Source organism: uncultured Deefgea sp. (genome assembly GCF_947072475.1).
Classification (GTDB): domain Bacteria; phylum Pseudomonadota; class Gammaproteobacteria; order Burkholderiales; family Chitinibacteraceae; genus Deefgea.
Map to the genome: position 1 here is coordinate 1 of NZ_CAMTIA010000069.1, position 13,550 is coordinate 13,550.

Annotated in this window: 17 protein-coding genes; 14 read left to right on the forward strand and 3 right to left on the reverse strand. The window is 46.0% G+C overall.

What is annotated here, in order from left to right; all coding sequences use genetic code 11:
- Positions 1 to 406: FAD-binding protein (locus Q0V82_RS14990; RefSeq protein ID WP_297576994.1), on the reverse strand; the 406-nt coding region annotated here is incomplete at its 3' end.
- Positions 407 to 568: 162 nt separating this feature from the next.
- Here Q0V82_RS14990 and rpoE point away from each other — a divergent pair.
- From rpoE to Q0V82_RS15060, 14 genes are all read left to right on the forward strand, one after another.
- Positions 569 to 1,171: an RNA polymerase sigma factor RpoE gene (gene rpoE / locus Q0V82_RS14995; RefSeq protein WP_297577025.1), complete on the forward strand. Its 603-nt coding sequence runs from the start codon at positions 569 to 571 to the stop codon at positions 1,169 to 1,171.
- A gap of 44 nt (positions 1,172 to 1,215) precedes the next feature.
- Positions 1,216 to 1,689, forward strand: a complete 474-nt coding sequence (locus tag Q0V82_RS15000) for a sigma-E factor negative regulatory protein (RefSeq protein ID WP_297576996.1) — start codon at positions 1,216 to 1,218, stop codon at positions 1,687 to 1,689.
- Positions 1,689 to 2,651 (forward strand): MucB/RseB C-terminal domain-containing protein, encoded by a 963-nt coding sequence (locus tag Q0V82_RS15005; RefSeq protein ID WP_297577027.1) that lies wholly within the window; start codon positions 1,689 to 1,691, stop codon positions 2,649 to 2,651. Before Q0V82_RS15000 ends, Q0V82_RS15005 begins: the two co-directional genes overlap by 1 nt.
- Positions 2,652 to 2,678: 27 nt before the next feature.
- A complete protein-coding gene (locus tag Q0V82_RS15010) occupies positions 2,679 to 3,146 on the forward strand; it encodes a SoxR reducing system RseC family protein (RefSeq protein WP_297576998.1) in 468 nt (155 codons plus the stop codon).
- Positions 3,147 to 3,197: 51 nt separating this feature from the next.
- A complete protein-coding gene (locus Q0V82_RS15015; protein ID WP_297577001.1) occupies positions 3,198 to 3,437 on the forward strand; it encodes a glutaredoxin family protein in 240 nt (79 codons plus the stop codon).
- A gap of 86 nt (positions 3,438 to 3,523) precedes the next feature.
- Positions 3,524 to 5,317, forward strand: a complete 1,794-nt coding sequence (gene lepA, locus Q0V82_RS15020) for a translation elongation factor 4 (RefSeq protein ID WP_297577004.1) — start codon at positions 3,524 to 3,526, stop codon at positions 5,315 to 5,317.
- Positions 5,318 to 5,346: 29 nt separating this feature from the next.
- A complete protein-coding gene (gene lepB / locus Q0V82_RS15025) occupies positions 5,347 to 6,306 on the forward strand; it encodes a signal peptidase I (protein ID WP_297577006.1) in 960 nt (319 codons plus the stop codon).
- 10 nt (positions 6,307 to 6,316) lie between these two features.
- Positions 6,317 to 6,682 (forward strand): DUF4845 domain-containing protein, encoded by a 366-nt coding sequence (locus tag Q0V82_RS15030; RefSeq protein WP_297577008.1) that lies wholly within the window; start codon positions 6,317 to 6,319, stop codon positions 6,680 to 6,682.
- A gap of 17 nt (positions 6,683 to 6,699) precedes the next feature.
- Positions 6,700 to 7,410: a ribonuclease III gene (rnc, locus tag Q0V82_RS15035; RefSeq protein ID WP_297577010.1), complete on the forward strand. Its 711-nt coding sequence runs from the start codon at positions 6,700 to 6,702 to the stop codon at positions 7,408 to 7,410.
- Positions 7,407 to 8,339, forward strand: a complete 933-nt coding sequence (era, locus tag Q0V82_RS15040; RefSeq protein WP_297577011.1) for a GTPase Era — start codon at positions 7,407 to 7,409, stop codon at positions 8,337 to 8,339. The genes rnc and era overlap by 4 nt, the downstream gene beginning before the upstream one ends.
- Before the next feature lie 3 nt (positions 8,340 to 8,342).
- The gene (recO, locus tag Q0V82_RS15045) at positions 8,343 to 9,074 is read left to right on the forward strand and encodes a DNA repair protein RecO (protein WP_297577013.1); all 732 of its coding nucleotides are present in this window, start codon (positions 8,343 to 8,345) and stop codon (positions 9,072 to 9,074) included.
- Positions 9,075 to 9,147: 73 nt separating this feature from the next.
- Positions 9,148 to 9,885 (forward strand): pyridoxine 5'-phosphate synthase, encoded by a 738-nt coding sequence (gene pdxJ / locus Q0V82_RS15050; protein ID WP_297577015.1) that lies wholly within the window; start codon positions 9,148 to 9,150, stop codon positions 9,883 to 9,885.
- A 77-nt stretch (positions 9,886 to 9,962) separates the two neighbouring features.
- Positions 9,963 to 10,322, forward strand: a complete 360-nt coding sequence (locus Q0V82_RS15055; RefSeq protein ID WP_297577017.1) for an STAS/SEC14 domain-containing protein — start codon at positions 9,963 to 9,965, stop codon at positions 10,320 to 10,322.
- A gap of 46 nt (positions 10,323 to 10,368) precedes the next feature.
- Entirely contained in the window at positions 10,369 to 12,084 is a 1,716-nt protein-coding gene (locus tag Q0V82_RS15060; RefSeq protein WP_297577019.1) for a hypothetical protein, read from the forward strand.
- Positions 12,085 to 12,151: 67 nt separating this feature from the next.
- Here Q0V82_RS15060 and mog read toward each other — a convergent pair whose 3' ends face one another.
- A complete protein-coding gene (gene mog, locus Q0V82_RS15065; protein WP_297577021.1) occupies positions 12,152 to 12,733 on the reverse strand; it encodes a molybdopterin adenylyltransferase in 582 nt (193 codons plus the stop codon).
- Positions 12,730 to 13,395 carry an HAD-IA family hydrolase gene (locus Q0V82_RS15070; RefSeq protein WP_297577023.1) on the reverse strand — a complete coding sequence of 222 codons (666 nt, stop codon included), beginning with the start codon at positions 13,393 to 13,395 and terminating at the stop codon, positions 12,730 to 12,732. The genes mog and Q0V82_RS15070 overlap by 4 nt, the downstream gene beginning before the upstream one ends.
- Between the last annotated feature and the right edge of the window lie 155 nt (positions 13,396 to 13,550).

Sequence of the window (13,550 nt, forward strand, 5' to 3'; positions counted from 1 at the left end):
CAGCAGCGCCAGTGGCGTCGGCGGCATGAATGATTCGGCGGTGGCTATGGCCGCCTTCTCTGGTGAGGTGAAAGCCGTGATAGCTGGTTTGGCCTTCATCGTCTTTAGTGAAGGGAACGCCCATTTCGATCAGCCAATCGATGGCTTCTTTTGAGTTTTCGATAATAAATCGAGTGGCGTCAAGATCGCACAAGCCTGCGCCAGCCACTTGGGTGTCGTTAATGTGTAGCTCGCTGCTATCGGAGCCGTCGAGTACGGCGGCGATGCCACCTTGCGCCCATCCGCTGCCGCCATCGCGCAAAGCGCGTTTGGTGATGAGGCCCACTTTTAGTTGGTCGGCGAGTTGAAGTGCGATGGTCATCCCGCCGAGTCCGCTACCCAGAATCAATACATCAAATGTGCGCATGGTGATTTATTTAGAAAAATGGATGGGCAAATATTAACAGAGCGAACGATCTCTGGCGTGGCTTACAGTCATGCTGCTTGTAATTTGCAAGCCGAACCCAATATTAGAAAGTTGACATGTAATAAATGCAATTAACTGTGGGAGTTTTTACCCTTGCTTAAAATCAGTGAGCGCGATTTAGATCATGAATTGGTCTTGCGGGCGCAAAATGGCGACCAGCGTGCTTTTGAACTGTTGGTTGTCAAGTATCAGCGACGCATTGTGCGACTCTTGTCGAGAATGATTCGTGATCAAAATGAAATTGAAGACGTGACCCAAGAGGCTTTTATTAAAGCCTATCGCGCCTTGCCGTCTTTTCGTGGCGAGAGTGCGTTTTACACTTGGCTGTACCGGATTGCGATTAATACCGCGAAAAACTACCTGTCGACCTTAGGTCGGCGGCCGATTTTGTCTGCTGAGTATGAAGATGAGGATGGCGATACGGTCGATGCGGCTGCATTAGTACCAGATTTTCATACGCCAGAGACTGAACTATCCAATAAGCAGATTGTCTCTACAGTCAATGAGGCGGTCGATGCTTTGCCTGATGAATTGCGCGAGGCGATTACTTTGCGCGAGATGGATGGCATGAGTTATGACGAAATCGCCTTGGCGATGGATTGTCCGATAGGAACGGTGCGTTCGCGTATTTTTCGGGCGCGTGAAGCAATTGCCAGTCGCTTGCGTCCTTTGTTGGGCGATGTGGGCAAGGATAAGCGCTGGTAGCCGTATCGGGTGTGGCGTAGCGGTTAGAAATAGGGGTTAGTGGTATGAGTGAAAAAATTTCAGCCTTAATGGATTATGAAGTTGCGCCGCAAGATATTGCCGCCGTCGTTGATCAGTTGCTCGCTTCGGCTGAGCAGCAAGCGCAATGGCATCGTTGGCATTTGGCACGAGATGTAATTGGGCAGCCACATTTGGCGATGTCGCCTGATTTTATGCAAAAATTTGCCGCCAAATTGGCGCAAGAGCCGGTGGTGATTGCGCCACATCGATTGCGGCCTCGGCCGTCACAATGGATGCCATTGGCTGCGTTTGCCTCAGTGGTTTTTGTGGGTTTGCTCGCCTGGCAATTGACTTTGCCGAGCGCATTGCCGGTCGATGTGTTGGCGCAGCAAAAGCCCGTTGAAATAAAGTCGGCTGAAATTAGCCCTTATTTGGCGGCGCATCGAGATGGCTTTTCCAATCCTTTGGCCTCTGAGCAATTTGCGCAGGCCCATTTTGAAGCTGGAGAGCAGCATTGATGGTGGCGAAAGTGTATTGCCGAATGGTGGTTTTGTTAGGGTGCTTGTGTGCCTTTAGCGCGCAAGCTATGCCTTTGGATAAAGGCGAGGCGCAGCGGGTGTTGGCGCGCTCAGCCTCGGCGGCCGAGGCGGTGGTTTATGCTGGAAGTTATATTTATCAATCCGGTGAGAATATTGCCAATTATAAAATCAGTCATGCGATAGAGAATGGCGTGGCCGCAGAACACCGTGAATTATTAGATGGTGAGCCGCGTGAGTATTTGCGAGTCGGTGATAAAGTCAGTATGTATCCGACGCCAGGCTATGCGCTTCAATTGGATCGTCGCTATACCTCGAAGTTATTTCCAAATCATTTGCCTGATAATGTGAGTGAACTACTGCAGTCTTACGGACTTTCTAAAGTGGGGCGTGAGCGGGTGGTTGGTCGAGAGGCGACGATTTATCAGCTTGATCCATTGGATGCTTATCGTTATCCACAGCGTTTTTGGGTGGATGATGAAAGTGGCTTAATATTAAAATGGCTGATGATGGGGATGCGCCAAGAAATGGTGCAGTCGTTTAGCTTTACCCAAATTCAAGTGGGCGGCAAAATTGATCGTAAATTGCTAAAGCCGATCCATCCTTTGCGTAGTGTGCAAGTCAATGACGGTGCCGTGCTTGATGTTGCGGATGATAAAAAATGGCGAATCAAGCCCACTGTGCCTGGCTTTAAGTTGATTAAAAAGAGTACGCGCAGTTTGCCGCATAAGTCCCGAGAAGTTGTGCATTATTTGTATAGCGATGGGGCGGTGACGCTATCGGTGTTTGTAGAGCCAATGAATGCCAATATTCCCCTTGGGTTGGCGCATCAAGGAGCGATTCATTTGTATGCACGGCAAGTTGATCAATATTTATTGAGCTGCTTGGGTGAGGTGCCTGCCGTGACGGTGGAGCGTTTTGCTAAAGCGTATACGCTGCGTTGAACTCATGAATAAGGTTTAAATCTCAGAATGATAATCACAGAGGCGCAAGTTGAGCGCTGTGAAGGTGGGCAGGCATGGGTCAAAATCCGGCCTCGTAGCCCTTGTGGTAATTGCGATCCGAAATATGGCTGCAAGTCGGTGGCGATTACGCGCTTGTTTGGCCAAGGGCAAGAGAGCTATCCGGTGCAAAATCAATTGGGGGCGAAAGCCAGTGATTGGGTCAAAGTGGCGGTGAATGACGGGGTGCTGCTGCAAAGCGCGCTTTGGGGCTATGGTTTGCCGTTATTGCTGTTGCTATTGGGTGCGGCATTGGCTGCCGTGGTCGCGCCAGCGGCTTGGTCTGAGTTGGCCTCTTTGTTGGGCGCCGCACTGGGTTTTATCTTGGCTTTTGGTGTGTTGCGTTGGCGTAATGCCAAAATGCAAGCGTTTCAACCGCGAGTGATCGAGATTATGTCTGCCACATCGGGCTCGACGATGTGTGCGGGACGTCGGTGATGGTTGTTTTTTATGCTTTGAATTTGGCGCAGTGGCGCGCGTAAAGGATTTATGAAATTAAAACTATATGGCCGCGCCTACTGCAGTCTGTGTACGCAGATGCAGGCGCAATTGTTGGCGCAGGCGGCGGGACGATTTGAGCTGGAGTGGATCGATATCGATGACGTCGATGCATTGGAGGCCAAATACGGTGAGTGGGTGCCGGTATTGCTCGATTCAGACGGCGTTGAAATCTGCCATTACCATCTTGATCAGCAGGCTTTGGATGCCAGCCTGGCAAAAATCAGTTAAAATAAGCGGTTATCGCTAGTATGGGCACGCGCAGCGTGCCTTTTTCTATTCGCAAATTGTGTAACAGCTTAGTGGCTGCGGGACTCATGGATCACATTCGTAATTTCTCTATTATCGCGCACATCGACCACGGTAAAAGTACCTTGGCCGATCGTTTTATTCAATTTTGTGGTGGCTTGGAAATGCGTGAGATGAGCGCCCAAGTACTTGATTCCATGGATATTGAAAAAGAGCGTGGCATTACCATTAAAGCGCAAACTGCGGCTTTAAAATACAAGGCACGTGACGGTAAAATCTACAATCTCAATTTGATTGATACCCCAGGTCACGTTGACTTTAGCTATGAAGTGAGCCGCTCTTTGGCCGCTTGTGAAGGTGCTTTATTGGTGGTGGATGCCTCCCAAGGCGTTGAAGCACAAACCGTAGCGAACTGCTACACCGCGCTTGAACTCGGTGTTGAAGTGCGTACGGTGCTCAATAAAATTGACTTGCCTGCCGCCGATCCAGATCGAGTGGCGCAAGAAGTCGAAGACATCATTGGTATTGAAGCGGTGAATGCGGTTCATGCTTCGGCCAAATCAGGTATTGGTATTGAAGACATTCTGGAAGAGGTCGTCAACAAGATACCTTGCCCGAAAGGCGATCCTGATGGCCCGCTGAAAGCCTTGATTATTGACTCATGGTTTGACAACTATGTTGGCGTGATTATGTTGGTTCGCGTGATTGATGGCGAAATCCGACCGAAAGACAAAATTTTATTTATGTCGACTAAGGCGCAGCACTTGTGTGAACAAGTTGGCGTGTTTACACCTAAATCAGTACAGCGCGACGCACTTCGCGCCGGTGAAGTGGGCTTTATCATTGCTGGGATTAAAGAAATTGCCAGCGCCAAAGTGGGTGACACCATCACCACCGTTAAAAATCCAGCGGTCGCAGCATTGCCAGGGTTTAAGGATGTTAAATCACAAGTTTTTGCCGGTCTTTATCCGGTAGAAAGTCATGATTATGAAAAATTGCGTGATAGTTTAGAAAAACTGCAACTCAATGATGCGTCCTTGCGTTATGAGCCCGAAGTTTCGCAAGCCCTGGGTTTTGGTTTTCGTTGTGGCTTCTTGGGCCTCTTGCATTTAGAAATTGTGCAAGAACGCTTAGAGCGCGAATTTGATATGGATTTGATTACGACAGCACCAAGCGTGGTCTTTGAGTTGGTACTCAAAGGCGGCGAAGTGGTACAGATCGAAAATCCATCCAAACTGCCCGATCCATCAAAATACGATGAAGTCCGCGAGCCGATTATTACGGCAACGATTTTAGTGCCACAAGATTATGTCGGCCCGGTGATGACTTTGTGTAATCAAAAACGGGGCTTGCAAATCAATATGCAATACTTGGGGCGCCAAGTCATGCTGACTTATGAAATGCCAATGGCCGAAGTGGTGATGGATTTCTTTGATAAGCTCAAATCAGTGAGTCGTGGTTATGCCTCGCTCGATTATGACTTTAAAGAATTCCGCGTTGGTGATTTAGTGAAGTTGGATGTTCTGGTTAATAGCGAGCGCGTTGATGCCTTGAGTTTGATCGTTCACCGTAGTACTAGCCAATATCGTGGACGTGAATTGGTTTCAAAAATGCGTGAACTCATTCCACGGCAAATGTTTGATATCGCAATTCAAGCGGCAATTGGTAGTCATATTATTGCCCGTGAAACCGTTAAAGCGGTACGAAAAGACGTATTGGCTAAATGTTATGGCGGCGATGTGTCACGAAAACGCAAATTGCTAGATAAACAAAAAGCCGGTAAAAAACGCATGAAGCAAGTGGGGAATGTTGAAATCCCACAAGAAGCCTTCTTAGCCATTTTACAAGTTAGCGACAAATAAACCATCCGCTTCATTAAAAGGAACAGTCAATGAATTGGCTCGTAATTGGTATTCTTTCTTTAGTGTTAGGCCCGATTTTGATTATGGCAGGGGCCAAGCACGAACGAAAAAATAATGAACCACCTCAGCTGGTGCAATACGGCTATTTATTGGCTGTTGTTGGCTTGTTTATTTTGTTAGTGCAGTTTTTTAGTATTAGTGCCGCGATGTTGATTTTTGTTGTGCTGACCGGTGTGGTCTGGGCAATGGATAAATTGGTTTGGGGCAAAACCCGTGGCGAAAAACAAATCGCCGATTGGGTGGAATATGCACGTGGATTTTTCCCGGTTATTTTAGCGGTGTTTGTATTGCGCTCATTTATTGTTGAGCCATTTCAAATTCCATCGTCTTCAATGCGTCCGGGTTTGGTCGTTGGTGATTTTATTTTAGTGAATAAATTTGCTTACGGATTGCGATTACCTATTTTGAATAAAGTGATCGTGCCTGTGGGTGAACCTGAGCGCGGCGATGTCATGGTTTTTGACTATCCGAATAATCCAAAAATTCAATACATTAAACGTGTTATTGGCTTGCCGGGTGATGTTGTTGAATATCAAGGCAAGAAATTAACTGTGAATGGCCAGCCCGTCAAAACGACGGCGGATGGTGAGCATCAATACGTTGAGAATGGCGTTTATTTGGTCAATAACCAACAATTTATTGAGCAGCAAGGCGACAAGCAATATAAAACACTCAATATGGCGGAAGTGCCTGCGCTCAATTTACGTGAAGTGGCTGATTTTCCATTGAGAGAAAATTGTAGCTATGATGAATCAGGATTTAAATGCACCGTGCCTGAAGGGCAATACTTTACAATGGGCGACAATCGAGATCATAGCGCGGATAGCCGTTATTGGGGTTTTGTTCCGAGTGATCACATTGTAGGTAAAGCTTTTTTTGTTTGGATGAATTTTAAACATTTTGATCGTATTGGTACTGCTATTAAATAGGGGTGTGGCAATGAAAAAGCAATTAGGGATGTCTTTTTTTGGTTTTATTATTGTCGCGATGGCGGTGGCCATGGCATTGATTGTTGGTTTTAAAGTCGTTCCAACGTATACCCAGTTTTTTTCGATACAAAATACGGTCCAAAAGTTAGCAAAAAATAGTGCCGGACAAAGTCCAGATGCGATTCGTGAGTCTTTTGATAAAGATGCCACAATCGGTTACATCACCGATGTGACGGGTAAAGATTTGTCGATTACCCAAGTGGGTGGTGTAACGACAATCGCAGCTAATTATGAAAAGGTTGTACCCTTAGTCGCTAATGTGAGTCTTTTGTTTGATTTTCAAATTGAGCAGTCTTCCGGCACGAGTGCTCAATAATTTGAGGGATATTTAATTTGTCAGTCGTCTTACCCGCCGAGCGTTTGCAAAAAACGCTCGGTTATGTTTTTTCTGAACCTAAGCTACTTAAGCAAGCATTAACACATCGTAGTTTCTCATCGAAACACAATGAGCGGCTTGAGTTTGTTGGTGATGGTATTTTGAACTCAATTGTGGCTCGCAGCCTGTATTTTGCCTTCCCACAATTGAGCGAGGGCGATTTGTCGCGCTTGCGTGCGCATTTTGTTCGGCAAGAATCGCTGGCAGTCATTGCCAGTGAATTGCAATTGGGTGATTACCTTTCCCTTGGTGAAGGTGAGCTAAAAAGTGGTGGACATCGTCGGCCAAGTATTTTGGCCGATGCGCTTGAGGCCATCTTGGGGGCGATTTGGCTCGATGGCGGTTTTCAGGCGGTTGAAGCGGTGTTGCATCAGTTGTTTGCTGCGCGTATTGCTGCAGTTAATCCTGAAGAAGCAATGAAAGATCCAAAGACTTCATTGCAAGAGTGGCTGCAAGCTCGCAAAGTGGAATTGCCTAGCTATGTGATTGAGCGGCAACAGGGTGATTCGCCCGACCAGATTTTTGAAGTGAGTTGCACCATTGCTGAATTAAAAGTCAGCGCAAAAGCAGAGGGTACTAGCCGGCGAGCGGCAGAGCAGCTTGCTGCTGGCGAAGTACTTCATCAATTGCGTGAGCAATTTCCAGGCAAAAAGGTTGTACGAAAATGAATATTTTAAAGCACGAAGAGAGTACCGCAGTGGATGGTTTTCGTTGTGGTTTTGTTGCCATTGTGGGGCAACCTAACGTCGGCAAGTCGACGCTAATGAACCATTTGATTGGTCAAAAGTTAAGTATTACCTCACGTAAAGCACAAACGACACGCCATCGAATTACCGGAATTTTAACTTCTGAAACCGCGCAGTTTGTTTTTGTGGACACGCCGGGATTTCAAAAACGATTTAGAAATGCGCTCAATCAAGCGATGAATCGCAGTGTGACGACGACGCTGGCTGATGTTGATGCGATTTTGTTTGTGGTTGAAGCAGGGCGCTTTGGTCCTGAAGATCAAGCTGTGCTTGAATTATTACCGAAAGATCGCCCAGTCATTTTGGTCATTAATAAAGTCGATATGCTGCCGAATAAGTCGGCGTTATTCCCGTTTATTGAAGAAGTTGCTCAGCGCTTTAATTTTGCTGCAATTGTGCCGGTTTCAGCGCAAAAAGGCTTGAAATTGGATGTCTTAGTGTCGGCGATCGAACCATTATTGCCAGAGTCTGTACCGATGTTTGGTGAAGATCAGATTACCGACCGAAACGAGCGGTTTTTAGCTTCGGAAATTATTCGCGAGAAAATTTTCCGTATGATGGGCGAAGAATTGCCATATGTAATGGCGGTCGAAATCGAAAAATTCGAAGAAGAAACACTGGCCGATGGCCGTGAATTACGTCGAATTTATGCGGCGATTTTGGTGGATAGAGAAAACCAAAAACCGATTTTGATTGGTAAAAATGGCGCTAAATTAAAGAAAATCGCCACCGATGCTCGTCTTGATATGGAAAAATTGTTTGATGCCAAAGTGCATTTGGAAGTTTGGGTCAAAGTAAAAAGTGGTTGGGCTGATGACACTCGCTTGGTACGCCAATTTGGCTACGAATAAAGCATGACGCGATCTTCAAGTAAGCTGCGGATCAATTTGCAGCCTGCTTTTGTGCTTCACCAGTATGCGTATCGTGAAACGAGCCGCTTACTGGATGTATTTACTCGCGATCATGGTCGTTTAACGCTCTATGCACGTGGCGTACAACGACCGGGATCGCAAATTCGCAGTGTTTTGCTCGGCTTTCAACCCCTGTTATTGTCGTGGTTTGGGGGCGGGGAGTTAAAAACACTGCATGCCGCGCAGTGGCAGCCGGGTTTGCCCCAGTTGAGTGGCTTGCCACTGTTGTGCGGTTTTTATATGAACGAGCTGTTGCAGCGTTTATGTCCTAAAGAAGAGGCCAATCCCGCCTTATTTACCGCCTATTTTTCTGCGATTCAAGCTTTAGGTCGGCTCGGTACGGACCAGCGTGCGGTCGAGCCTATTTTACGTTTGTTTGAGCGCCAATTGCTCGATAGCTTAGGGTATGGCATTGATTGGCAGCGTATCGCCCGTTCAGATCAACCGCTTAATTTACTTGAACGATATGAGTTTGAATACGGCGTTGGTTTAGTGCCTAGCCAAAGTGCCGCAGCTTGCCCTGCAACGCTGATTTTGGCATTTGCTGCGGGAGATTTTACTGATTTGCAGGTTTTGCCTTGGGCCAAAATGTGGATGCGACAATCGATTGCAGCCGTGCTGGGTGATTCCGTCTTGCACACGCGACAATTGCTGATTGATTTACAGAGGTTATAATAGGGTATGCTTTACTAGCGCATACTATTGCTATGTTGCTGACTTATACCTTGATAATAGGATTAATTTGCACATGTCTCGTTCTATTTTACTCGGCGTTAATATTGACCATGTTGCAACAGTACGCAACGCACGTGGCACGCTTTATCCACAACCTGTTTTGGCCGCACAGCTGGCCGAACAGGCGGGCGCTGATTTAATTACCTTGCATTTACGTGAAGATCGCCGCCACATTCGTGACGAAGACGTGCGTTTAGTGCGTGCGGTATTGCAAACACGCATGAATTTAGAAATGGCATTAACCGAAGAAATGTTGGCGCATGCACTAGACATTCAGCCGCAAGACGTTTGCTTAGTGCCTGAGCATCGGGCGGAGGTGACCACCGAAGGCGGTCTTGATGTGTTAGCCAATCCAGCGCATTGCGGCCGATACATTCAGTCTTTACAAGATGCAGGAATTCGCACTTCAATTTTTATTGACCCGGATCACGCGCAAATTAAGATGGCGCATGAGTTGGGCGCGCCTGTGGTCGAAATCCATACCGGCCGTTATGCCGATGCTAGAAATAGAGTTGAGCAGCAGCATGAATTAGAGCGTGTTACAGAAGCTGCAGCTTATGCTGCCTCTTTAGGTTTAGTGGTCAATGCAGGTCATGGTTTGCATTATCACAATGTACAAGCCATTGCCGCCATTGCCGAAATTGAAGAGCTTAATATTGGCCATGCTTTAATTTCGCATTCAATTTTTGTGGGATTAAAAGCTGCTATTGTTGAAATGAAAGCATTAATGCAGGCAGCGCGCTGCGGTTAATTGTGAGCATGAAGGCACCTAGCTGAAATTTTAGGTGATCAGTTTGATCTTAGTTGTTCATTCTTGAGGGGATAGCCATGATTAGTATTTCACACGAAGCTAAATATACGCATGCAGTGGTATTTGAACAATTTACGCTGCAAGACTATAAAGAGTTCGAAGACAATGTCTTATATGACATTCGTTTTCATGGTGCAGCTCGACTTTTGCTCGATTTGAGATTAATGGATGGCTATACCATCGATATGGCACTTGAAGAAATTCGGTTTTCAAAGAAAAATCGACAAAACTTCGATCGAGTTGCCGTGGTGAGTGATGATCAGTGGGTAGTTTGGTCGGTGTGGTTAAATCAAGCTATTTCTGAATCTGAAATAAAAGTATTTGCAGATATTACGAGTGCACAGCAGTGGCTTGAATATATTAATATTGCCGCTTAAATGTCGTATTGAATATGTACGACGAAACTGTAGTTTGGATATAAATATGCTTGATCGAATTAGCTCTCTTTTTTCTCGTGAGAAATCACCGTTAGCTAACCCAAAAATGGCGCAGCAATGGTGTAAGCAAATTTTGCAATTAGACCCCGCGTCTCGTTGCAATAAAGTGCATGAATTAGTCACAGATTTTATTGCGGCTGCGGATAAGGTGTCGCTTGAGCGTTTGCAAGCTTTGATGTTGATCGATGAGCAAGTCCAAGAAGCATTTGATGCGGTATGTTATCAGTATGTTTCTAATCCGCGCATGTCTAAAGAGATGGAGCAGCAGCTGTGGAAGTCGGTGGTGAGTTTTTCGACGGATATGGTGGATGCATATCAGCGATTTGTTCAGGCTGATGGCAGTGAAAGTCAGCAGCAGTCATTTGATTTGCTGATGCCGGTTGTTTTGGCGCGGAGTTTGCGTTATCTCGCGATTCAAGCCAAATGGCATTATTTCCGCTTTGAAAAAGTACCCTCTAAATTATGGCTGCAAGCCCATCAGATGTATCGCTTATCTGAAATTGGCGGCTTTGATTGTAATTCATTCTCTCTCTATCCAAGTAGTAAGGATGAGGTTTCATCCTGTGCTGATGAGTATATTCAAATGCTCATGCTCAATACCTTGTCGAATAATAATTTATCGGTTCGCCAAATCGATATGATTGATGCTTGGCTTGAGCGATGGTCTAAATTCATTCAAATCGGGAGAAAGTATCAAGATACGCAACATCATTTTTGCGTCAATCTACAAGAGGCGCAAGGCCCACAAAAAATAAATAATGATTTATTGGGTGAGCCTTATCGCTATTGGGGATTGAATGATTTAATTGGACATATTCAAGAAACGCTCGGCAAGCTCATGACGGGCTCTAGTTACGCTTCTTTGGGTTTAAATTCCGATTCGCGTGGATCAACGGTGAGTGATTTACTCAAACACTTGGATGTATTTTGGACCATGTGTATGCGTAATAGTCAGGTGAAACGCAGTGCTAGGCAAAAAGTAACAAAATCGGCTGATGTGATTTATGGTTTGGATCGTATTTGTCGATATGTAAAATTAGATAATGATAAATTTAATCGTCAGGGTGCTGAGTCTAAAGGGACGGTAGATTATGATGAAATCATGGATATGCGTTTATATGGATTTGTTTCGTCAAGAACGAAAGAAAAATTAGCGGCAAATCCGTATAGCTTTACGAGTAATACCAAACAAGAAATCGATTGGCATAGTTGGTCGATTGATAATGAAAGTGCCGATGGTTTTGGCGCTGCTTTACGTTTTTCTGAAAACGAATGGATACGACCTAGCTTATTATTGGCTTCACGAGAAAGTAGCGAATCCAATTGGCGAATTGGTATTTTGCGGCGCATTGCTCGATTGAGTGATGATGAAGTGTCTGTGGGCGTGCAAATTATTAGCGTGACACCGGTGATGGTCGGCATGAAATCAGAACAAAAAGACCGAGTTGAAACCATTACTGTTGCAGATCTAAATTTTACTGCAGGGCTTGAATTGCCCAATGTTCGTACAGCACTGTATGTATCTCATCAAGTGAATGGCAGTAGTGTCAATACTTTGATTATGAATTTGGCCGATTATGGCTTAGATAAAGTGTATCAAGTGAATGCACGAGATAAAAAGTTTTCGGTGAGCCTCGGTGCAGTTTTGGAAAAAGGAGTGGATTGGGCTTGGGTTACGGTGAATGTATTGCGACAAACATAAATTAATTAAGAACAGAATAAAAAATGGCGTGAATTTCACGCCATTTTTTCATTTAAATCGGATTGAGTTAACTGCGAATTGCCGATTTAGGTCGAAATGATTTAACGATTTTTGGGTCGGTTTCTATATACGGTCCATCGAGTAATTGTATGCAATAAGGAATGGCAGAAAAAATACCTGAAACCAATGACTGCCCATTCTCGTCTTTTAAGCCTTCTAATGTTTCTTTGATCGATTTGGGTTGTCCGGGCAAATTTAATATTAAGCTGTTGCCACGAATCACTGCGGTTTGTCGCGACAAAATTGCAGTAGGAACAAATTGCAGGCTGATTTGTCGCATTTGCTCGCCAAATCCGGGCATTTCCTTATCCATCACTGCACGCGTTGCTTCAGGCGTGACATCGCGTTTGGCTGGGCCCGTGCCGCCCGTAGTGAGTACCAGTTGGCATTGGGCTAAATCAACCAGCTCAATTAAGGTCTGCTCGATCTGCGCTTGTTCATCGGCGATGAGTCGTGTTTCTAAAGTAAAAGGCGTGGTGAGTGCTTGCGCCAACCACTCACCCAGTGCTGGAATGCCTTGATCTTCATAGACGCCGCGGCTGGCACGGTCAGAAATGGAAACCAATCCAATTTTTAAGTTGCCGCTCATGCTTGAATACGCACAGTAAGGCCAGACGACATGTGATCTACTTTGATGCGCGTAAAGTCGCAGGTTTGGTATTGCGCTAAACCGGTTGAGTCTGCGCCTGCCGCATGGGTGATCGCAATCACTGTTGCGCCAGCACAATGCGCGGAACGAATCCCTGCTGCGGCATCTTCAAAGGCGATGCAATCTGCTGCGGGCAACTGCAATAAGCTCGCGCCTTGCAAGTAAGGGTCGGGGCTGGGCTTGCCGTTCGTGACGTCTTCGGCGCCAATTAAATACTTTGGCGCAGGCAAACCGACAAAGGCCAGCTTGGCCAGCGCAAGTTGGCGCGGTGCGGACGTCACCACAGCCCATTGCTCAGGGTTTAAAGCGTCTAGAAAAACTTTCGCTCCCGGGATGGCAACGTTACCCTCAAGGCTTTGCAATTCTTCGGCAATGAGTAGCGCTGTTTCAGCTTTAGCGTCTAAATGCGGCGCAACCAGAGCAATGGTTTCTTCGCCACGACGGCCATGCATTACTTTTAGAATGGCCGAAAAATCGATTTGCTGACGATCAGCCCAGTTGCGCCAGATTTTTTCAATACAAAGCGTTGAATCAATCAAGGTGCCATCCATATCAAATAGAAAACCTTGGGCAGAAAACGTTGGGGCTGAATCGACTGACATAAATTAATCCTCGTTGGGTGCTGCTGGTGTTTCTTCTGGATCTTGGTAGCCAGTGGCAGGTTCTTTAATAAATGATTTCATTAATTGAAATAACTCTCGAAATGCTTTGGGTGGTATGTGTTTGCCGGCTTCTTGCTGTTGGCGCTCTTTTTGTG